The organism is Reichenbachiella sp. 5M10, assembly GCF_002742335.1.
In the GTDB taxonomy this organism is placed as follows: Bacteria; Bacteroidota; Bacteroidia; order Cytophagales; family Cyclobacteriaceae; genus Reichenbachiella.
Window position 1 is genome coordinate 1,220,368 of record NZ_MDGR01000007.1, and the last position, 22,449, is coordinate 1,242,816.

13 protein-coding genes are annotated in these 22,449 nt (G+C 43.6%); 8 read left to right on the forward strand and 5 right to left on the reverse strand.

All coding sequences use genetic code 11. The annotated features are described in order from the left end of the window. Positions 1-46: 46 nt before the first annotated feature. Positions 47-1,534, reverse strand: a complete 1,488-nt coding sequence (locus BFP72_RS05045) for an NAD(P)/FAD-dependent oxidoreductase (protein WP_099598106.1) — start codon at positions 1,532-1,534, stop codon at positions 47-49. Positions 1,535-1,703: 169 nt separating this feature from the next. Here BFP72_RS05045 and BFP72_RS05050 point away from each other — a divergent pair, with 169 nt between their 5' ends. The 7 genes from BFP72_RS05050 (at position 1,704) to BFP72_RS05080 (ending at position 14,365) form a co-directional block, all read left to right on the forward strand. After that, positions 1,704-2,210: a paraquat-inducible protein A gene (locus tag BFP72_RS05050; protein ID WP_099598107.1), complete on the forward strand. Its 507-nt coding sequence runs from the start codon at positions 1,704-1,706 to the stop codon at positions 2,208-2,210. A 278-nt stretch (positions 2,211-2,488) separates the two neighbouring features. Then, the gene (locus BFP72_RS05055; RefSeq protein ID WP_158233293.1) at positions 2,489-2,917 is read left to right on the forward strand and encodes an IPExxxVDY family protein; all 429 of its coding nucleotides are present in this window, start codon (positions 2,489-2,491) and stop codon (positions 2,915-2,917) included. A gap of 14 nt (positions 2,918-2,931) precedes the next feature. Then, the gene (gene pyk / locus BFP72_RS05060) at positions 2,932-4,356 is read left to right on the forward strand and encodes a pyruvate kinase (RefSeq protein ID WP_099598109.1); all 1,425 of its coding nucleotides are present in this window, start codon (positions 2,932-2,934) and stop codon (positions 4,354-4,356) included. An 80-nt stretch (positions 4,357-4,436) separates the two neighbouring features. After that, on the forward strand, positions 4,437-6,257 hold the full coding sequence (locus BFP72_RS05065; protein ID WP_099598110.1) for an ABC transporter substrate-binding protein: 1,821 nt from the start codon (positions 4,437-4,439) through the stop codon (positions 6,255-6,257). Further along, on the forward strand, positions 6,238-7,536 hold the full coding sequence (gene hemL / locus BFP72_RS05070) for a glutamate-1-semialdehyde 2,1-aminomutase (RefSeq protein ID WP_099598111.1): 1,299 nt from the start codon (positions 6,238-6,240) through the stop codon (positions 7,534-7,536). The genes BFP72_RS05065 and hemL overlap by 20 nt, the downstream gene beginning before the upstream one ends. Beyond that, positions 7,537-10,056, forward strand: a complete 2,520-nt coding sequence (priA, locus tag BFP72_RS05075) for a primosomal protein N' (protein WP_255397157.1) — start codon at positions 7,537-7,539, stop codon at positions 10,054-10,056. It abuts the gene before it with no gap. A gap of 97 nt (positions 10,057-10,153) precedes the next feature. Then, positions 10,154-14,365, forward strand: a complete 4,212-nt coding sequence (locus tag BFP72_RS05080; protein WP_099598112.1) for a CHAT domain-containing protein — start codon at positions 10,154-10,156, stop codon at positions 14,363-14,365. 88 nt (positions 14,366-14,453) lie between these two features. Here the strand turns inward: BFP72_RS05080 and smc are convergent, their stop codons facing one another. Next, entirely contained in the window at positions 14,454-17,999 is a 3,546-nt protein-coding gene (gene smc, locus BFP72_RS05085) for a chromosome segregation protein SMC (protein WP_099598113.1), read from the reverse strand. A 57-nt stretch (positions 18,000-18,056) separates the two neighbouring features. Here smc and BFP72_RS05090 point away from each other — a divergent pair, with 57 nt between their 5' ends. Next, on the forward strand, positions 18,057-18,545 hold the full coding sequence (locus tag BFP72_RS05090) for a hypothetical protein (protein WP_099598114.1): 489 nt from the start codon (positions 18,057-18,059) through the stop codon (positions 18,543-18,545). Positions 18,546-18,552: 7 nt separating this feature from the next. Here BFP72_RS05090 and nadE read toward each other — a convergent pair whose 3' ends face one another. Genes nadE through fabF form a run of 3 tightly spaced genes read right to left on the reverse strand, consistent with a single transcriptional unit; the run spans position 18,553 to position 22,417 of the window. Next, a complete protein-coding gene (gene nadE / locus BFP72_RS05095) occupies positions 18,553-20,409 on the reverse strand; it encodes an NAD(+) synthase (protein WP_099598115.1) in 1,857 nt (618 codons plus the stop codon). Positions 20,410-20,422: 13 nt separating this feature from the next. After that, complete coding sequence (rnc, locus tag BFP72_RS05100; RefSeq protein WP_255397265.1) at positions 20,423-21,139, reverse strand: ribonuclease III; 717 nt, start codon at positions 21,137-21,139, stop codon at positions 20,423-20,425. A gap of 24 nt (positions 21,140-21,163) precedes the next feature. Then, on the reverse strand, positions 21,164-22,417 hold the full coding sequence (gene fabF, locus BFP72_RS05105) for a beta-ketoacyl-ACP synthase II (RefSeq protein WP_099598117.1): 1,254 nt from the start codon (positions 22,415-22,417) through the stop codon (positions 21,164-21,166). Between the last annotated feature and the right edge of the window lie 32 nt (positions 22,418-22,449).

The window sequence follows — 22,449 nt, forward strand, 5'->3', positions numbered from 1 at the left end:
TTTCTATATTGGTCATAGTCGGAGCTATGATCGTGCTCGCTGTCTGTTAGTTAAATTCTACATTTTTTAGTTCCCCATCTACGAAGCAGGCACAACGCATGGATTGTCTAAGTACACCTGGTTTGAGCATGGACTTGTTGAGGAGCATGCGTACACATTCTTGGATTCCTTCGATGATAGAAGGGTGAGGGTGAATCAGCTCGGCAAGCTCTTCGATTCCTTTGCCCATGGAGATGAGTAGCGCCACAGCTTCTATTGAACTGGAAGCATGTTCTCCAATTACGCGCATGCCGAGGATGCGCATTTCTTCATCATTGGATACGATGATTTTGATAAAACCTGTCGTGTTGCGCATGGCTATGGCACGGGAGATACAGCTGTAGTCCAGACAGACTACTTTGTATGAGATGCCCATATCCCTAGCCTTTACTTCGTTGAGCCCGACACCTGCGACTTCTGGCGCGAGAAACATGATCGTGGATATGTTTTCGTATAGGAGTGGTTTGACGGGGTTTCCAAACATTTTTTCTACCGCATACCGGCCTTCTAGTTCGCCGACATTGACCAAGGCTATATCTGCTGTGATGTCGCCTATCGCAAAGATGTTGGGAATGGAGGTTTGTGTGAGGTCGTCGATGATTCCTCGATGGTCTATGTCGACTTTGACTTGAGCTGAGATTAAGTTTTCGTAGTTGGGTACGCGACCGACCGATACCAAAGCCTTTTCAACATGAAACACCTCTTTGGAACCATTGTCATACTCAAGGGTGTAGACTACCAGTCCATTTTCAACCTTCATTTCGACGAGCTGGGAGTTGCGATGGACCAATACGCCTTTGCTTTCTAAGTTTTTTTCGATGATCTGAACGACATCTTCATCTTCGAAGGGTAAGATTCGCTGTCCTTTGTCTATGATGTGTACTCTTGTCTGTCCAAAATTGGAGAAGATCGTCGCAAATTCACAGCCGATGACCCCTGCCCCGACAATTACCATGCTTTTGGGGAATTCTTTGAGGTTTTCTATACCGTCACTTGTGAGTATGGTTTCTTCATCGATGGGAATATGATCTAGTTTTCGGGGACGACTACCTGTAGCGAGGATGATGTTGTCCGCTTCGATTTCTATGTCTTCACCGTCCACTGTATGGACCGACACTATTCGGTCTTTTACCACTTTTCCTAGCCCTCGTACAAAATGAAAGTAATCACCTTGACTGTTGAGGTTGAGGTTGTGCATATGGTGCTCTAGGAGCTCTCGTCGTGTGCTTACTGCCTTGTCTACTTCCGATTTGAGCGTTTGGTAGTCGTGCTGTGGGGTCGGTAGGTGTGTGGATTCACAGAGCATACGTAGTGCGTAAGCCTCTCGGGATAGCTCCCACCAAGTTTTGCTGGATAGGGCTCCATTGTGGATGCCGGCGCCACCTATTCTTTCTTTTTCGATCAGCAGTACTTTCTTTCTAAAATCAACTGCACGCATGGCTGCAGCGTATCCTGCGGGTCCTCCTCCTATGATACAGACGTCGTATTTCTCCATCGGATTTCATGTTTATATGTATAGGTCGATAGCTGATCGATGATCTAATATTACAGATTTATTCCCAATTAAAGGAATAAACACCACCGAATTGATTCCTGAATCAACAGTGTATCCTTTTAGTTATAATGCGTATCATTGTAGTACTATAAAACACTGTTAGACGACTATGCTCACACGTAATATTGCGGCACTTATTTTTACCTTAGCCTCTTTTGCCCTTCTCTTTCCAGGTCTGACCAACCCTATATTGGAAATCACTGTTTCTGCCGATTTGCCAATCATTGGCAAAACCACCTTTTACGAACAGACGCAGAGTATCCTCGAGACTGTGAAAAACTTGTGGGCTCACAATAACGAATTTGTCGCCGTACTCATTTTTCTGTTTAGTGTGATAGTACCTGTGACCAAAGGTGTTATTCTATTGGTTGTGTTGCTGGTTAGGGATTTTGGACTGAAGCTTCGCATGTTTCGTGTGGTACAACTGATTGGCAAATGGTCGATGGCGGATGTTTTTGTTGTGGGGGTTTTTATGTCCTTTCTATCCTCTCAGTCCAACAGTTCGGTCGAAGCGCAGTTGCACAGTGGGTTCTACTACTTTGCGGGTTACTGCTTGATTTCGATGGTGGGGATTCAGGTCGCGAAGTTGCCGTTGAGCAAAGAGGGAGTAAGCTGAATGAAGGCTAGTTTGTGGATTGGGACTATGGTCACGAATTAGACCCGAAAGGATTAGTAGATGATCGGGGAAGTGTTAATTTTGTTGTGGCTGTTGGGATGAGGCAAAGACCTGTCCAAAAGGAAGAAAATGAACCTCATGAGAAGCCAAAGAATTACAATCAAACGGGCAATTACGTAGTTCTGTTATCAATAAAAACATGGAATGCGTTAATATCTTCAATGAAAGTTTGATATTGTTGAAATTGTTGACACTTTTGGATTTTAATTATACGTAGAGTGAAAAAGCTAAAGCTGAAGACTGATTTTCTTTATGACTTTCACTTGATAGGTATGATTTCTAAATCCAAAGAGTACACCGTCTCATGGGCCATCAACCAAGCTTTGGGGATCGGTTTGAAAAAGGAAGAGGATTTAGAGATAGAAATGAAAGGACAGGGAGTCATTCGTATATCAAACTGTCGGTTTGAGAATGACTTGATGCGTTTTTCATTGCTATCCAACACGCTGATTACAGGACAAACGGCTACCCAAAAACTACTTGTTCCGTCATTAGGAAGCTTTGATTATTTATTGAAGATTGAAGAGTTCGAAGAAGATTCGGATTTGGATACTATCTACAGTCAGCTGAGGGGTGTCGACACTTTAGATTCCTTGGTCAAACTGGACGTAAACAAGATTAAAGAAAAGGAGAGTTTTTTATTTTAACTAAATAGTATTTGATGCAATCAAAAAGGGCAAAAATCATCGCGACTTTAGGGCCGGCGAGTGAAGACAAGGAAACGATCAAAAAGCTGATAGAAGCTGGTGCAGACGTTTTTAGATTAAACTTCTCTCATGGTACGCATGAGGATCACTTAGTGAGAATCAACACCATCAATGAAGTCAATGAAGAGTTAGGTACCAATGTTTGTAAGCTCCAAGATTTACAGGGGCCGAAGATTAGAATTGGTGAAATGGAAAATGGCGGGGCGGAAATCGTGCCTGGTCAGACGCTGACGATCATTACCGAAGATATCTTGGGTACCAGCGAAAAGGTAAGTACAACGTACAAACCACTAGCAACGGACGTGTCAGTTGGTGATTTTATTTTGATTGATGATGGTAACCTACAGGTGGAAGTTATGTCTACCAATGGTACTGAGGTCACTACCAAAGTAGTCCACGGTGGCATCCTCAAATCTAGAAAAGGAATTAATCTCCCAGATACGGCGATCTCTTCGCCTTCTTTGACAGAGAAGGACAGAGAAGATTTGGAATTCGGTCTGGAGCATGATGTGGATTGGGTGGCTCTGTCGTTTGTGCGCAACGCAAAAGATATCGAAGAGCTGCGTGAGATCATTACGAGCAAAGGAAAGAAAACCAAGATCATCGCGAAAATCGAAAAGCCAGAGGCTGTAGCAGATATCGATGAAATCATCGAAGCGACTGATGCGATCATGGTAGCTAGAGGGGATCTCGGAGTGGAAGTGCAGATGGAAGATGTGCCTCCTATTCAAAAGAGTATCGTCAAAAAATGTAACAACCTAGGTAAACCTGTCATCGTGGCTACTCAGATGCTAGAAAGTATGACAGAAAACCCTCGTCCTACTAGAGCGGAAGCCAATGACGTGGCAAACTCTATTTTTGATGGAGCGGATACCGTGATGTTGTCTGCAGAGTCAGCGTCGGGCAAGTTTCCAGTAGAGTCTGTGCGTAGCATGGCCAAGTGTATTTCAGCGATTGAGAAAGCTTCTGATGCGGTATTTAACAAGCCTTGGGAAGAATCAGGTAGAACGGATCTTGGAGCGAGTAGTCTACTGGTGAGTTCTGCATGTAGACTCAGTAGAGCTGTAGGTGCCAAAGCGATTATCGGGATGACTAAGTCAGGGTATACCGGATTGAGCTTGGCTAAAAACAGACCAGAGGCTGATATATTTATCTTCACTGATGACAAGAGAGTTTTGCATTCGTTGAATTTGGTATGGGGGATCAAAGTGTTTTACTATGATGCACAAAAGCCAATTGATGAGACATTCGATGACTTGGTAGCTATTTTGAAAGAGAAAGGATATTTGGAGACAGGAGATACTTACGTGACTACTGCTGCTATGCCTCTTCACTGGCAGTCCAAAACAAATATGATGAAAGTCGATGTGGTAAAATAATTTACCACTTTTGATAGATTGCGATAGCCAAATTTTATAGTTTTAAGCCGTTTTATTTCATTCCAAATAACCCCGGCTTGATGCGACTTATAAAGTTTGGCTTTCTTTTTTTTCTCCCGTTATTTTTCTCGCTTGGTGCCCTCCGTGCACAAGACAATCAAGCTACCTACGAAAAGGCTAAGGACTATTTTGACCAAGGAGAGTACACCTTTGCGATGGAATATTTTCGTCAATTGACTGTTGGCAAACCATCCCATCCTTACAAGGACTATGCGGCGTTTTACTACGGGCTCTCTGCCTACAAATCTGGAGATCTCAATACGGCCAAATCCATGTGGCTACAGATGACCATGAAAAACAAAGGTTGGAACAACATGCCTGATGTGTATTACTGGTTAGCCGAGGTGTATTTCGCTGAGTCAGATTTGGACAATGGTTGTCTCTATGCGGTTCAATCTGGTTTGACAGTATCTGATGAGCTGATGCAAGCTCAGCTGTACAAGGTGGACTCGGTAGCTGAATTGGAGAAACTGCATTACGAGTTTCCAGACAATAGGATCATTGGATTGATTCTAGCCAAGAAGATAGTATCCTTGCCATTATCAGCTCGCAACGTTGTTTTGCTGGAGAATGTGATTGATACATTTGAATTTGACAGAGAAGCACTCGGGTTAGTGGACGTGAATGAGAGTGAGCTCAAAGATACTTACAAAGTAGCGGTTTTGTTACCGTTCATGTTTGACGGGTTGAATGATCCGAGACGTACGGTACGCAACCGTTTTATCATGGATCTGTATCAAGGGATAGAGGAAGCTGTCAAGGATCTCAACAAGAAAGAACAAAAAATTGAATTATTGGCCTATGATACTCGACGCGATTCGAGTACGACAGCTCAGCTCTTGGCCTTGCCCGAAATGAGAGGGATGGACATGATCATTGGTCCGTTGTTTCCTGTGCCGAGTAAATTGGTGGCAGATTTTAGTTTCCAATACCGGATCAATATGATCAACCCCTTGTCAACTACTTCGGATGTGGTAGGCAACAACCCCTTTTCCTTTCTATTCAAGTCTACAGTAGAAACTCAGGCCTTGGCCGCAGCGCAGTTGGCGATAGATAGTATTTCCAATCGTAGTGCGATGATTTTTTATGAGGACAATCAGAAGGACTCACTCAGTGCCTACACGTATGCTCAGCGAATCATGGAGGAGGGGTTTGAAGTTGTCTTGCTAGAGGCAGTGACAGATACCACTGTGCGATCGTCATATGATTTACTGACCGAAAAATTCGAAGTAGAATACACCAAACAAGAGGCAGATTCGATTCGCAGAGAGGACGATACACGTATCATCAAAGAAAAGCGATCCATTAAAGAAAAAGATGTACAGGTCTACTACGAGGAATTTTTTAGGATAGCGCCGGATAGTATCGGGCACCTTTATGTGGCTTCTTCCAAAACGCTGTTTGCATCCAATTATATTAGTGCTGTAGAGATTCGTGCAGATAGTACCAAGATCATTGGTCGTGGAGAGTGGAGGGATTCGGAGACTTTAACTTTCGAAGAGATGGAGCGCTTGGGGGTGTATTTTGTCGATCCGATGTATCTGGATGATGACAAGTACAGTTACAAAGCATTTAGAGATCGATATACCAAGAAATACAGAAAGCTCCCTGCCGAAAATGCTTTGGTTGCTTACGACATGATGATGTCTGTGGGGTATCTAATGGTCAAATACGGCAATCATTTTCAGACAGGAACCCTGGATGAAGGGATGGTTAAAGGCAAAATATACAATGGACTGGAGTACGCGGGATACAATTCGAATCAACGTGTGCCTATTACCCGATTTGACGGAGCCCAGTTAAGAATAATCAATTCAGGAGATGGAAAAAGGGAAGAGTAAGAGCATATTCGCACAAGCGCAGACACACATACCAGGAGGAGTCAATTCGCCTGTTAGAGCATTCAGAGCCGTAGGGGGAGAACCCATATTTATGGAGTCTGCAGAAGGAGCTTACATGACAGATATCGATGGCAATCAATTCATTGATTTGATCAACAGCTGGGGGCCTATGATTCTAGGTCATGGCAATGGCTTGATTGCAGAGGCAGTCAAGGAAGCAGTGACCAAGTCTTTGTCGTTTGGGACGCCTACTTCGGCAGAGGTAGAGATGGCAGATCTGATCTGCTCGATGATCCCTTCGATGGACAAGGTACGAATGGTCAATTCTGGAACGGAAGCAACCATGTCAGCCATACGCGTGGCAAGAGGGTATACAGGGCGTGACAAAATCGTCAAGTGTGAAGGATGCTACCATGGGCATGGAGATTCGTTTCTAATTGCGGCAGGGAGTGGAGCTGCGACCATGGGAGAGCCAGATAGCCCGGGAGTGACCAAAGGTACTGCACAAGATACACTCACTGCTCCCTACAATGATCTCACGGCTATGTCTGAGATCGTGGCAGCACACAAGGGGCAAGTAGCTGCGATCATTCTAGAGCCTGTAGCAGGGAATATGGGTTGTGTCACTCCGGTGGCAGGATATCTCGAAGGCTTGCGCAAATTGTGTGACGATGAAGGTATTGTCTTGATATTTGATGAGGTGATGACTGGGTTTCGATTGGCACCAGGAGGAGCGCAAGAATTGTACGGGGTGAGCCCAGACATGACGACTCTGGGTAAAATAATCGGTGGAGGTATGCCAGTAGGTGCCTATGGTGGCAAAGAAGAGATCATGGATTTGGTTTCCCCCAAAGGGCCAGTCTATCAAGCAGGGACCTTGTCTGGCAACCCAGTCGCTATGGCAGCTGGTCTAGCGATGTTGCATTATCTCGATGAGCATCGAGCTCTCTATGCGCAATTGGAGGCCACACAAAATAAAATCGTCAGCGGTTTTCAATCCAATTTGGATAAACTGGAGTTGAACTATACGATCAATGCGGTGGGATCAATGTTTAGTCTTTTCTTTACCGACAAGACAGTTTTGGATTTCGATACGGCCAAGACCAGCGATTTGGACCTTTTTGGGCGGTATTTCAATGCCATGTTGGAGCGTGGAGTATATTTGGCGCCTTCACAGTTCGAAACACTATTTTTGTCCAAAGCGATTGGTGATAAAGAGATAGAGCAGATCGTAAAAGCGAACTACGAAGCACTCGAGGAAATTCATAGCGTCGATTGATTGAGCCAACTGGAGCTAAATAGCGGGGGTGAAGGAGAGTTCGAGGAGCTCGTGACTTATTTTGCCGACGTGATTTTGCCGATCGCTTTACCGGGTAGCTATACCTATAGAGTGCCGCGTAGTATGACCGATCAAATACAGGTCGGGAGCCGTGTGATAGTCCAGTTTGGTAAGAAAAAAATATACACAGGTATTGTCTCTCGTGTACATACGACTGCTCCCAAAGTCTATGAGGCCAAATTACTCATGGATTGTTTGGATAGCATACCTTCTGTCAATGCCTATCAATTGCAGTTGTTTGCCTGGATGGCAGAATACTACATGTGTACCATCGGAGAAGTTCTCAATGCAGGACTCCCCAGTGGACTCAAACTCAACAGCGAATCGTTTATTCAGCTCAACCCTGATTTTGAAGGGGCAGGGATGTCATTTTCTGATAAGGAAAACAAGATACTCGATGCACTCCAGACGAGTGATCGCTTGTCCTATGAGGATGTAGCAGATGTCTTAGGGATCAAGATGATTCATCCGGTACTCAAGGGCTTGATGCAAAAGGGGTGTATACTGCTGTATGAGCAAATCAAAGATAAGTACAAGCCCAAGACAAAAAAGATAATCGTCATCGATCCACGCTATCAGAAAGATGAAAAGGCATTGCAGGGGCTATTCGAGCAACTAGAGAAGCGGCCTAAACAGCTGGAGATTTTACTGAAGTACCTTAGCGAAACGCGAAGAGATGAAGGGGCAGGAGAGTTGTCATCTGTGGACAAGTCAGTATTGGTAGAGGCAGGCGTGTCTGTTTCGTCGCTCAAGACCTTGGTGGCCCATGGAGTTTTTATGGAGCAGGAGGTGATTGTCTCGCGTATCGACACTACCCGTCATAGTGATGCGCATGAGGCAAGTTTATCAGAGACACAGGAGGCGGCTTATACCAAAATATTGTCTGGTTTTGAAGCCAATAAACCGGTACTTCTGCATGGCATCACTGGCAGTGGGAAGACGGAGATATATATAGAACTCATCAAACAGGCCCTAGAGAGTGGAGGGCAAGTGTTGTATTTGTTGCCTGAGATTGCACTGACAACTCAAATTGTGACGCGCCTATTTAGGGTTTTTGGATCGGCAATGGGGGTATATCACTCTAAGTATTCGGACAATGAACGGGTGGAAATATGGAATCAAGTCAACGAAGGCAAGGTCAATCTGGTCGCAGGTGTGCGCTCGTCACTATTCTTGCCATTCAAAGAGCTGTCTTTGATCATCATCGATGAAGAGCATGAATCATCGTTCAAACAATACGACCCAGCACCGCGCTATCATGCACGGGATACGGCGATATGGCTTTCGCATTTGCATCAAGCAAATGTACTACTAGGAACAGCAACCCCCTCATTGGAAACCTACCAGAACGCCCTTGATGGTAAGTATGAATTGGTGGAGCTCTTGGAACGGTTTGGCACTGGGAGCCTTCCGCATTTTGAACTTGCCAATATCCTTACTGCTCGTAAGAACAAAAGAATGCAAGGCGACTTTACTCCAGAATTGGTTGCTGAGATAGAAGGAGCATTGGAAAAGAAGGAACAGGTGATTCTATTTCAGAATCGGAGAGGGTATTCTCCATACCTGATTTGCAACGATTGCAACCATGTCCCCAAGTGTCAAAGTTGTGATGTGAGTTTGACCTTTCATATGCATAGCAATAGTTTGATATGTCATTATTGTGGGCACAAGGAAGGAGTACCGATGGTGTGCGATGCGTGCGGTTCTACAGCGATGAAAACGGTGGGGGTAGGTACAGAAAAGATAGAAGAAGACCTGAAGTTGCTGTTTCCCGAAGCCCACATACAGCGGATGGATCAAGATACGACTCGTAGCAAATACGGTTATCAAAACATCATTGATCGATTTGAAAAAGGAGAAACAGATATACTCGTGGGGACGCAGATGCTGAGCAAAGGCTTGGATTTTGACAAGGTATCATTGGTAGGTGTGTTTGATTACGACCGTATCGTCCATTTTCCTGATTTTCGCTCACATGAGCGGGCATTTCAGTTGATCACGCAGGTGAGTGGTCGTGCCGGTCGAAAAAATGATCAAGGCAAGGTGATCATTCAAACAGGAGAGCCAGAAGGGGGCTTGTTAGGCTTGATATTGCGAGGAGATTACAAAGGCTTTTTTCAGCAGGAGATCTTGGAACGCAGCAATTTCAACTACCCGCCGTTTTATCGAATGATCAAAGTAGTACTCAAGCACAAGGACAATCAGATGCTCCATCGAGCAGCGCATGAGTACGTAGCATCGCTACATGGCGAACTAGGCAAGCGTAGAGTGTTGGGACCACAGACACCAGTCATCGGCCGTATTCGAAATCTCTACATTGATGAGATTTTTGTCAAAATAGAAAAGAAGGGGGTGAGTATAAAAAAGGTCAAGGAACTGGTCTACAAGCTTAGTATTGAGCTCAAAAAGAAGAAAGAGTATAGTTCACTTCGATTGTATTTTGATGTAGACCCAGTGTGATGCACAATCAATGCATAACTTACTCGTTGATAATTTGATAGCTCGAAGATATTTTTGATATTTATAGATTGGATACTTTATAAAAACACATTTACAAATGAGAATCGCCAAATCCTACCTATTGCTTGCATTGCTGTCTTTCGCGATGACAGTTGGGGCACAGACCAAGTACGATAAAAAGTTAGAAAAAGCCGATGAAGCCTACGAATTGGGGAAGTATGAAGAGGCACGTGCTGAGGTCGAAGGCATCAAAAAGAAGTCCATCAAGAAGTTAGGAGCCAACAATGACTTCTTGCCAATCGCCTACATCAAGGAAGCCAAGTACGACGTAGCCCTAGGGATCTTGGGCAATATCTACAACTCCGTCAATACTGGACTGGAGTTGAGCGCGACCATCAATGGTACCGAAACAGAAGTACATGCGTTGCTCCTCAAAGAAGCGACAGAAGTCATGATTCAATATGGTGATTATGTGACTGCCAAGGCTTACCTCAACCAAGCGAGACCCGTACTCGAAGGGGCCGGGATGGATGCAGATTTGGCAGCCAGTATGGATGTACTCGAGGCTCAAGTGCTAGTGGGACGTGGGTTTTATACAGAAGCAATTGCTCTGATCAACGACAAGATGTCGTTTTATCAAAAGCGTGCCTTGGATGAGGATGGACGTAGAAGCGCCGTACGGGAGCGCAAGAGAGAGTTGGCTCGCATGATGATTTTCAAAGGAAACGCATACCGCAAAATGGGAGATTACCTCCGTGCAGATTCGGCATTTGTGTATGCAGATACTTGGATCAGAAAGGGGTTAGGTAAGGCCGATATCTTGTACTCCGAAAACCAATATTGGAATACCTATCTGCTCGAAGAGAATGGTCTAGAGATATCGTCGGTTGTAGACCTATACGAGAAAGCCTATGTCAATACTATCCGAAAATATGCTCCATCACACTATGTGACGGTGATGATTCAGGAGCGTCTCATCAAGAGCTATATCAAAAATGGCAATCGAGGTAAACTGAGAGAGCAAGAAGAGAAATTTAGGAAGATGATCAAGTCTGACTATGGTAAAAACAGTATGTATAGTCTCATGCTCAAGACGTTGGAGTATGACGTCCTTATGGGCGGCAAGGATGTCGGACTTGAAAATGATGTAGCGAAATTGTTGGGGTCAGAGTCACTCATCCCTGAGAATCATCCCAAAAGAATAGAAATGCTGGAGTTTGCCAATAAAATCGCTACGATCAATGGGCGACCAGACAATTCTCACCAGTATTTGGATCAGATACTCGCCATCAAAGAGGTCTTGTATGGTAAGGAATCGCCAGAATACAATTTGTCATTGGTGCACTTGGCCAATTACTATGTGGATTATACTGAAAACTTCGAAGAGGCACTGGATATCTACGTCAATGCTTGGGATGGAATAGTCAAAAAGGAAATTACAGAAGGACATTTGGCATATGTAGATATCTTGGATCATCAAGCGATATTCTATGAGGAGAATGATCAGTACGATAAAGCCTCAGAGATATTGTCTGTCGCCTTGGAAGCATCCAGGAGGAAGTACGATGATCAAGATCCAGAGTATGCTTTAGAGCTGGATAAAATTGCCAATCTGCAATATAAAATTGGTGAATATGCTCAAGCAGAGAAGAATATTCATATTGCGATGGATATTCTCAAGAATTCAGATACGGACTTTGCCAAGTCATATTATGCACAATCATTGGTGACATATGCGACCCTATTGGCAATCAAAGGAGAGTATGACGAAGCAGAGGAGAATATCAATAAATCGGAAAAAATGCAGAGCCAAGGAGTACGTACTGTCGAGACTTCTGGAATAGAAATCGCTGATGAGTTGGCAGAGGTGTTCTTGGATATCGGTAGATACCGTGAGGCAGAGAAGCTGATTGAAGGAGATCTTAAATTAAAGGAAAACCGGTTCGGTGCGAATTCCCGTCATCTCAATGATCCGTTGGTATTGGAGGCTAGGTTGAAGATGACCATGGGGGACTATACTCTTGCAGAGCAGTATGCTCAGCGGGCCAATGATATCACGACCAGTATTTTTGGAAAGGAGTCTTCAAAGGTGACGCCCAGTTTGATGGCTTTGGCTAAAATAAATACCCTGGTAGGGGATTATGAAACGGCGATTGATATTCTAGAGTCTGTCATCGATATACGCGAAAAACAGTTCGGAAGAGATCACATCGATGTGGCTCGTGCAGTGTCCGAATTGGCGCTTGTCAAGTTCTTCAACAACGAACCGGTGGGAGAGGTAGAAGAGTTGTTTTTGCGCGCAGAGAAAGTTATCGGACGTAAGCTAGGAGCATCAAACCCTACTTATGCGATGGTTCTTAAAAATTTGGCCATTGTCTATATCGCCGAAGAAAGGTACAATGAGGCCTTTAGTTTTTTGGATGAGGCAGGTGCGATTTGGAGTCGCAAAATAGGGGCACGAAACAACGTCAATGCTGCGGGGATATTTGTTCTCAAGGGAGATATTTATTACGGCAAAAGAGACTATGACGATGCGGAGGATTATTACGGTGATGCCAAAAAACTCTATCAGAGGTTTTTTAGCACCAGTCATCCCGAATATGTCAAGGTCCAGTCCAAATTGAGTAAGACCTATTTTATGCAGGGCAATGTCAAGCGTTCGCAAGCGGAATTGGAGGAGGTGCTAAGCAACTATTCTGTTTTTATCAAAGATTATTTTCCAGCGCTGAGTGAAAGAGAGAAAGCGAAGTTTTGGAATACGATCAAATCGGATTATGAGTTTTACAATACACTGGTCATCAATTACAACCGAAACGATGAGATGATTGGGAACCTGTACAACAATGCTCTTTTGACAAAAGCTTTGTTGTTGAGTTCGTCGATCAAAATCAGACAGCGAATCCTAACATCTGGAGATGAAGAGCTCAAGGCGATTTACCATGACTGGGAAGCCAAAAAGGATTTGCTTACCAAAGTGCTATCCATGAGCTCAGACCAGATGTTGCAGGCGGGAATAGACGGACAATTACTCTTGGGAGAAGTCGAAGATTTGGAAAAGCAATTGAGTAATAAATCGGAGGATTTTAGCAGTGGATTTGACAGGAAAGTCGTGACATGGAATGAAGTCAAAGATGCATTGGGACCAGATCAAGTGGCTTTGGAAATGATTCGTTTCCGTGTATTCGACCATGAGTTTTCCAATGATTCGATCATGTACGCGGTACTTTATGTCAAAAATGAAGGCAAGCGAAGTGCGCCAGGGCTGATACTATTGAAGAATGGAAAGGATCTAGAAACGAAGTATTTGAAGTATTATAGAAACAGTATTCGATACCGTGTCGATGACCCGAAATCGTATGAGAACTTTTGGAAGCCGATACAAGATGTAGTAGGTAACCCAGGGAAAATCTACCTCTCGGCAGACGGCGTATACAACCAGATCAATTTGGAAGCAATCAAGTTGGCTGATGGTAGTTACGTGTTGGATCGATCCAATATCATTTTGATTAGCAATACAAAAGATCTCTATTTTGATCGAGTGACGACACGGCTTACCCAAACTGCCAATACAGCCACTATGTTTGGAGACCCGATGTACTATATGGCAACTGCGCCAGGTGAGTGGACTGGGCGAGCTGCGATGAGAGGAGGCAACCCTGATGTAGTAGGTAGGCTATTCGGTACTGCAGAAGAGGTCGAAGGTCTCAAAGATATGCTTCGAAAGGATGGATGGATCACCAAGGACTATTTGCAAGCAGATGCCACAGAGCAAGCAGTAAAAAACATGGATAACCCCAAAATTTTCCATATTGCAACCCATGGTTTCTTTCAACCCGATGCTGATTTGAGTATGGAAGATATCGCGCTCAATGAAAATGCTGCTGCACAAAACCCGCTCTTGAAGACCGGGCTTTTGATGGCTGGTGCTGGAGATATTTTCAACGAGACTGCTTCCAATTTTAACATAGAAGATGGTGTGTTGACTGCTTATGAAGCGATGAACCTTAGTTTGGACAAGACAGATTTGGTTGTGTTATCCGCTTGTGAGACGGGATTAGGTGAGATTGAAGCGGGTGAAGGAGTTTATGGATTGCAGCGAGCATTCTTGGTCGCAGGAGCTAGAACGATCATCATGTCGCTCTTTAAGGTGTCTGATGAAGCAACTCAGAAGCTGATGGTGAAGTTTTACACCAAGTGGTTAGAAACTGGAGACAAACGGGCATCATTTATTAGTGCCAAGCAAGAAATTAGAGATGAATACAAAGATCCCATTTTCTGGGGGCCATTCATTATGATTGGTTTGGATTGATTCATTCTGTCCGAATGACGATAAAAAGGCCGCCTATGGGTGGCCTTTTTTAGTTATGTGTGGAGAGCATTGATCTTTAGATGCAGAGTTATGCCAATTCTTTCAGGTCAACAGGGACTACTCTAGAGACTCCTTGTTCGACCATGGTCACTCCATATATGACGTCTGTGGTAGACATGGTGCGCTTGTTGTGAGTGACGATGATGAACTGAGATTCGTTGGAAAAATCTCGGATGATGTTGTTGAATTTGTCAATGTTGGCGTCATCCAAGGGAGCGTCTACTTCATCGAATATACAGAATGGCGCAGGCTTGAGCAGATAGATGGCAAAGAGCAATGAAGTAGCTGTGAGTGTCTTTTCTCCTCCTGATAATTGATTGATTGATAGCGGTCTTTTTCCTTTAGGTTTTGCGATGATTTCGATACCCGAGTCTAGAGGATTATCAGGGTCTGTCAAGAAGAGGTCACACTGATCTTCGTCGGTGAATAGTGAGCGAAAGACTCGAATGAAATTGGTTTTGATGTTTTCGAATGCCTCGATGAAAGTCACTTGTGCCACCTCGTTGATTTCGTTGATGGTTGATAGTAGAGAGTCTTTGGCTTTGATGAGATCTTCACGTTGTGCGGTGATGAAATCATAGCGTTCCTTGATCTCTTCATAGGCTTCCATTGCCATGGGATTGATTGGTCCCATATTCTCTAGCTTGTTTTTAAACTTTTCTACTTTATCCTTGAGATCCTCTTCGTTGAGTTCGTTTATTTCCTTGTTTTTTTCGTTCTCTTCATCGTTATTGATGAGCAATTGGTCGATATCTACCTTGAACTCTACAGAGAGACGCTCTTTGACACTGCTGAGCTCGAGACGAGTTTCGTTGAGTCGATTTTGTATCTCCATGAGTTGCTCGTCGTTGGCTTCTCGTTCACGTTGTATGTCACGTGTACTTTTCTCAAATGTATCGATTTGCTCACGCTCTGCGTAGTATGATTTTTCCGCTTCATTTACCCCGATTTCGATGCTTTCTTTTTCTTCGTACATCTCGATCAACTGATCGTCATTCGAATCGGATTTTTCGATGAGTTGTTTGATTTCTTCATCTGTTAGTTTTAGATCACTTTGATTCCTTTCTATTCGTTCTTTGGCCGAGTCTAAGTTGGACTGTTTGTAAGTGATCTCTTGCGAGATACTGGATACTTTGTTTTGTTGCTGATGGTAGATTAGGTTTTCTTGGTTGTATGCTGAGGATTTTTCATTGAGTTGATCATTGAATCCCGCGAGCTGCTCTTTGAACGAACTGTTTTTTAATTCTAGCTCCTGAAGTAAGTTTTGTTCGGAGGCTTGTATAGGTTCTAACTCTGTTATCTCATCTTGCAGTTCATTGATTTTATCGAGGATGTCCTCACGCTTCATGGCATTTTCGGACAATAACGTAGAGTACTGCTCTTGCTTGGTGGTCAATGAGACATGCTCTTCGTTGACTTTGGCCAGTTCGGACTGGACCAATTCCAATTGTTCTCCATAGCTGTTGGATTTGAAGCGGTCTAGGTCACTGGTCTTTTCTGCAAGGTTTTGTTTGACTTCATCGAGTTTCGAAGAGAGGCTTTTAATGGTTTGCGCAAGTTTTTCTAGGTTTTTAGCACGACCAATTTTCTTTCCTTCGAAGAGCCCGATGGACCCACCCGAAATGCTAAATTGCCTGTTGATGATTTTGCCACTCTTGGTGATCAATACCGCGTTTTTACTATTGACCTTTCCGTCTTCGTTGGTTGTGATGTATACATTGTCGAGAATGTGTCCTATTAGTTTGCGGTATTTTTGGTCGTATTCGACAACCTCTGTTGCAGGGATTGCATTTTCTAACAACTCTGACTGGGTAGGCCGGAATCCTTCGAACCGATCAAGTATGAAGAAGTGTGCTTTGCCTTTAGCTGCATCACTGAGAATGTTGACTGCCTTGAATGCCTCCGCCTCTGTTTCTACTATATAGTAGTTCATGTAGGGATCTAGGTAGTTTTCTACTGTGACGCGGTACTCTTCTGGACACGTCAGTACATCAGAGAGTAGTGGAGCATTTTTACTCCAATTTTTTTCTTTTTTTAGAAATTTGATAGCTTCTGGAAATCCCTCTAGATTGTCTACCAGTGACTTGGTGAGGTTGTATTCGTTTTGAGAGGAATCCAGCTTTCGGTTGACCTGCTGTAGCTCTTCGCGAATGACTTCTATGGTTTTTTCTGAATGCTTGATTCTGTTTTTCAGCTCTTCATCTTTGGATTTGAGGTATTCAAACTCTTCTTGTTTGATTTTCTTCTGGGCATCTACTTCAGCAATTCGTTCTTCAAACCCTTTGAGGTTTTCACTGCGAGAACTGCTATCATTGGCTGCTTTTTCCAGTTCTTGTTTAAGCGTACTCAGCTGAATTTGTTTGATTTCTACAGACTTGGTGAGTTGATAGACTTCTTCTTTTTTCAAAGAGTAGCTTTCGTTCAGCTCTTCACCTTGCGCTTTACGTTCGGCATTGGCTTCCTTTTCCTTTTCGTATTCACTTTGTAGTGACTCGAGCTTATAGGTGATCTCATGGAGGATTTTTTCAGAGCTCAATTTTTCATTTTCCAAGCTGGCAATAGAAAATGCTGACCTTTCTGTGCTTTTTCGGTCTTGTTCGATCAGGTCTTTGAGGTTGTCACTTTTGTCGTTGAGATAGCGCAATCTCTCATTCTTGATTTTCTTTTCACTTTCGTAGCTTCGGATTTTTTGAACATGCTCATTGAGCGATTTTTGACGTGTTGCCAAGAGCTTTTCTTTGTTGATGAGCTCTGCTTTAGCTTTTTCTAGTTGTGCATCTTGCTCGGAAAGTTGCTTGTTGAAACTGATCTTGAGGTCGTTGCAGGTCTGTATTGATTTGTTGAGCTCGTCGAGCGCGACTTTTTGATGGTGTACCGTTTTCTTGGCCAATTCGACACTGTACACTTTATAGTCTTCCTTGATTTGGTAATATTTTTGTGCCTGCTTGGCTTGGCGTTCAAGTGATTTAAGGTTCTTTTCAATTTCGTAGAGTAGATCCTCCACTCGCTCCAAATCCGCATCTGTATCTCCAAGCTTGCGCATGGTTTCCTTTTTTCGGATTCTGAATTTGGAGATGCCGGCAGCTTCTTCGAAGAGCCCACGCCTCGAATTGTCCTTGTCATTGAGTATGTTGTCCACCATACCTAGTTCGATGATGGCATAGCTATTGGAAGCGATCCCGGTATCTAGGAAGAGACTTGTGATGTCTTTCAGACGGCAGGTTACACCGTTGAGCTGGTATTCGCTTTCTCCTGAGCGATAGTATCGACGCGTAATGGTGACGTTTGAATATTCAGTTGGGAGTAGGTTTTTGGTGTTTTTAAAGGACAAAGAGACCTCTGCCAATTGTGTAGCTTTTCTGTTTTTGGTGCCGTTGAAGATGATGTTTTCCATCTTTTCGGAGCGCAATGATTTGACTTTTTGCTCTCCAAGGACCCACCGAATAGAGTCTACAACATTGGATTTTCCACAGCCGTTTGGACCAACGATTCCAGTGATTCCCTCGTCAAAGTTGATGACTACACGGTCACCAAAACTTTTGAATCCTTTAATCTCTAATTTGGTTAATTGCATGTGGTATTTGGGGATATCCGAATCGACAAATTTAAAATAATTCCTTAGATTTGATTCATGGATGATTCTAATATTTTGTACTACATTGTACTGGCCGTGATATATGTTTTGTCACGTGTGCTTAAGAAGAAAAAGCCTGAGTCAGCTAAGGGAGAATCATCAGAAGAGGGGGGGGGAGATGTCTCCAATCGACCGGTGAATCAACCTAGTTTTGAGGACCTATTCAAACAAATTACAGGGGAGAGCTTGGAGGAGAAAAAGCACCGAGTGGATGAGCCTATAGAACCTGTTGGTTATAGCGATGATATCGAGGAAGTTTATGATCCAGAACCTGCAGAAGAACCTGTCTTATCTGATTATGTGTACAAAGAAGACCAACAGACCAAGCGATCCGTCGGGTCGGTAGATAGGTATGCACGCAATAGTAATTTTGCTATTGAGGCAGAGGATAATGAGGAGGGAGACAAGATTCGTGCACTACTTCAAGATGAAGATGGAGTGAGACAAGCTATGATTCTCAAAGAAGTCTTGGATAGGAAGTATTGAACTTCGATTAAAGAGATTTCAAGTCTTCTAGTTCTTTTTTGAATCCTCCGCTGACAATGGGGAATCTACACCACGTTTTCGGGTCTACGTTGAAATCATCAATATGAAAGGAGGGAGCAAGTCTTTCTCGTTTCCACTGATTGATAGACCAAAGTTTGTAGAATTTGATGATGTAGGTTTTGAGAAGTTCTCGATCGATTTGTAGGCTTTTTTCCAATACGGAGAATACTTCAAGTGGTGATTTACGTTGAGCGATACCGAGGCGTTCAATAGCAACCATCAGATGATATGGCATAAGGTCATCTTCATCCGTTTGTGTATATTCCTTGGGGCGTAGTTCGGCAGTGGGGGTTAGGCTATTGACATAGCGTAATCCGGTATAGCCCAGTTTGGTTTCGGCATACTTCAACCATTGTAGTACAAATGGTTTGTCTACACCAGCAATCGGAGCTAGGCTGCCACTGGTGTCTCCATCCATAGTGGTATAGCCCACATCGCCTTCACTACGATTGGAAGTGGTTAGTAGTATTTTGTTCTCTAGGTTGGCGATCATCCATATCAATGGAGACCGTGTCCTCGCTTGGATGTTTTGTAGTGCAATATCATCTTGTTCCCAAGTTAGTTTTCTTCCTATGGCTTTTTCTGCGATTAGGTGCGCTTGATTGACACTTGCGTCGATAGTCCATGAGCGAAACGTGGCACCTAGTGAATCTGCCAATGCACGAGCCGATTCTAAGGTTTGTTCGGACGAGTTGTCAGTGCCTTGATATGCGGTGAACAGTATGCGAGACGTTAAGTTTTGAGCGATAGACTCTGTGCTACCGGATAGGTCGATGTTTTCAAGATGTAAGGCTTGCGCAAATTGTGACGCTCCTAGTTCTTGAAGCCCTATACGTACCATATGAGCGACAAGTACTGCGATCGATGATGAGTCTGCTCCTCCACTGAGTGACAAGACGTACCCTTTGATGTAGGTCTTACGCATGTAGTCAAAGAGAGCTAGAGCACCGACTTGTGCAAATTCTTCATTAGAGCTCTTAAAATCTTCTTCTATTTTAGGGGTAGGGTCCTCTGTACTATTGATGTCGTAGTATTGTAGTTGGTAGGGCCGAAAGGACAGTCGTCTATTTTTGATCAAGAATTCTCCACGGTGAGACAGGAGGATGTCACCATCGTATATTACACGACCAGACTCATTACCGAGTTGATTGACGTACAGGTAGTGACAGGAAAAGGTTTTGCTGCTCGTTTTGACGAGGTTGTCTCGGAGCACCTTTTTGTCAAAGGAGAAATGACTGGCACTTGGATTGAGGATAAGGTCGATGTTTTTGTCTTGGAGTCTAGCAGCAGGACGGTCATTACTCCATGCATCTTCGCAAATTTCAAACCCGATATGTAGCCCTTCAACATGAAAAGTGATATCACCAATAGGGTAGGATTTTTCGTTGATTTCAATGCTCTTTTGCAAGCCCTTTGGCCAAGGGGTAAACCAGCGTTTTTCGTAATGTATGCCGTCATTGGCTAGAGTTTGCTTGGCATAGAACCCTAGGATTTCACCATTGGAGATGAGGCAAGTCGTATTGAAAGTGTGGTCCTCTAGTTTGATAGGTAGTCCTATGCATACTGTAATATCAAGGCAGTGCTTGAGCAATGCCAAGAGTTGATCGAGAGCTTCGGTTGCTACCCAATCACTGAGAAAAAGGTCTTGACACCCATAGGCGGTGATGCTAAGTTCTGGAAGGCAAAGGATCTGAACATTTTGAGCTTTGGCCTCATCAATGGCACTGCGGATGTTGCGAGTATTGCTTTCCCAATCAATAGGTGTTTGGTTGAGACAGGCCCCACCAATTCTGACTTGAGCCATAGAATTTTTTGATTTACTCAATATTAAGCAATTGACATGATTTTTCAGCTGCGTCTTGTTCTGCTTTTTTCTTGCTTAAACCATGCCCTATACTGATTTGCTTTTTGCCTACAAATAGCTTGGCTTCAAATTTTTTGAAGTGCTTTTTGCTGTCTAGTTCGATTACCTCAAAGGAGAGTTTTTTGTTTTCCTTTTGAGACCATTCGATGACCTTGCTTTTGAAATTCGTATCGGTACTGATCACCATCTCTATGTCGACGTGAGGTACGATTAATTTTCGAAGGATGAAGTTCTTGGTGAACTTATGTCCCTTGTCTAGGTACACTGCGCCTACCAGAGCTTCTAGGGCATCTCCATAGATGGACTTGAAAGATTGTCTATTTCCCTTGAGATGACCGTTGTATTGGATGATCTCTTCGAGACCAATTTTCTTGGCTAGTTGATTGAGGTTTTCGCGATTTACGATACGCGAGCGTACTTCTGTGAGGAAGCCTTCGTCCTTGAACGGGTACTTGTTGAAGAGGTATTCTGCTACCACAAGTCCAAGAACAGCATCTCCTAAATACTCTAGTCTTTCATTGGATTCAACAAATCCTTCACGTTTCTCTTTCGCCGCAGAGGTATGCCTCATGGCGAGATAATACAAATCTATATTGGAGGGAGATCCTCCAATGATTCGCTTTACAAATTTAGAATAATTTGTATCCTTAGTTCTGTTAAATAAACGCAGATTCGTTAAACTTTAAATCACCAATTAAGACTCGTATTTACGGAAAATGATGGACGTATTGTGTCCGCCAAATCCAAAGGTGTTGCTAAGTGCAACGTTGATATTTCTTTCTTGAGCTTTGTTGAATGTAAAGTTTAGTTTGCTATCAAACGCTTCGTCGTCTGTGAAGTGGTTGATGGTTGGAGGTACCATTTGGTTTTGGATAGCCATGATACAAGCTGCAGCTTCTATCGCTCCAGCAGCTCCTAGCAAATGACCAGTCATCGATTTGGTCGATGAAATGTTCAAGTCGTAGGCGTGTTCTCCGAATACATTTTTGATAGCCGAAGACTCACTCAAATCACCAAGTGGGGTAGAAGTACCATGTACGTTGATATAGTCTACTTCTGTAGGTGAAATGTTTGCATCCTTGATCGCATTTTTCATGACATTGGTTGCGCCGATTCCCTCTGGGTGCGGTGCTGTCATGTGGTGTGCATCTGCTGACATGCCTCCACCTATCAATTCTGCATATATTTTTGCTCCTCTTGCTTTGGCATGCTCTAGTTCTTCTAGAATCAAACAAGCAGCCCCTTCTCCCAAAACAAAACCATCTCTATCTTTGTCAAATGGCCTTGAAGCTGTTTCTGGAGAATCATTTCTTTCGGACAGGGCTTTCATGGCATTGAATCCGCCAACTCCTGATTCCGTTACTGCTGCTTCAGATCCACCCGATATAAATATATCAGCCATACCCAACCGGATATAGTTGAATGAATCCAATAGCGCATTGGTGCCTGATGCACATGCACTCACCGTAGTGAAATTCGGTCCACGGAAACCGTATTTGATCGAAATCATGCCTGGGGCAATATCTGCGATCATTTTAGGGATGAAAAAGGGGTTGTATTTTGGTGTGCCATCTCCTGCAGCGAAGTTCATTACTTCGTCTTGGAAGGTTTTCAATCCGCCGATACCAGCTCCCCAAATCACTCCGGCTCTGTCTACGTCTATTTTTTCTAGATCCAAACCTGAGTCCACTATCGCTTGATCTGCTACTATATGTGCATATTGCGTGAATGGGTCCATTTTGCGTGCTTCTTTTCGATCAAAATGATCCAAAGGATCATAATTCTTGATTTCACAAGCAAATCTGGTTTTGAATTTTTCCGCGTCGAAACGGGTGATAGGCGCAGCGCCGCTTACACCATTAGATAGTCCCTGCCAGTATTCGTCAGGATTGTTACCTATTGGTGTAAGAGCTCCAAGGCCGGTAACTACAACTCGCTTTAATTGCATTTTTGTGAGTTCCCTGTTTAGGTATAATTAAA

Coding starts and splice junctions, on each gene's coding strand:
- BFP72_RS05080 (WP_099598112.1), top strand. CDS start 10,154: ATGAGAATCGCCAAATCCTACCTATTGCTTGCATTGCTGTCTTTCGCG.
- smc (WP_099598113.1), bottom strand. CDS start 17,999: ATGCAATTAACCAAATTAGAGATTAAAGGATTCAAAAGTTTTGGTGAC.
- BFP72_RS05045 (WP_099598106.1), bottom strand. CDS start 1,534: ATGGAGAAATACGACGTCTGTATCATAGGAGGAGGACCCGCAGGATAC.
- nadE (WP_099598115.1), bottom strand. CDS start 20,409: ATGGCTCAAGTCAGAATTGGTGGGGCCTGTCTCAACCAAACACCTATT.
- pyk (WP_099598109.1), top strand. CDS start 2,932: ATGCAATCAAAAAGGGCAAAAATCATCGCGACTTTAGGGCCGGCGAGT.
- hemL (WP_099598111.1), top strand. CDS start 6,238: ATGGAAAAAGGGAAGAGTAAGAGCATATTCGCACAAGCGCAGACACAC.
- BFP72_RS05065 (WP_099598110.1), top strand. CDS start 4,437: ATGCGACTTATAAAGTTTGGCTTTCTTTTTTTTCTCCCGTTATTTTTC.
- BFP72_RS05050 (WP_099598107.1), top strand. CDS start 1,704: ATGCTCACACGTAATATTGCGGCACTTATTTTTACCTTAGCCTCTTTT.
- fabF (WP_099598117.1), bottom strand. CDS start 22,417: ATGCAATTAAAGCGAGTTGTAGTTACCGGCCTTGGAGCTCTTACACCA.
- BFP72_RS05090 (WP_099598114.1), top strand. CDS start 18,057: ATGGATGATTCTAATATTTTGTACTACATTGTACTGGCCGTGATATAT.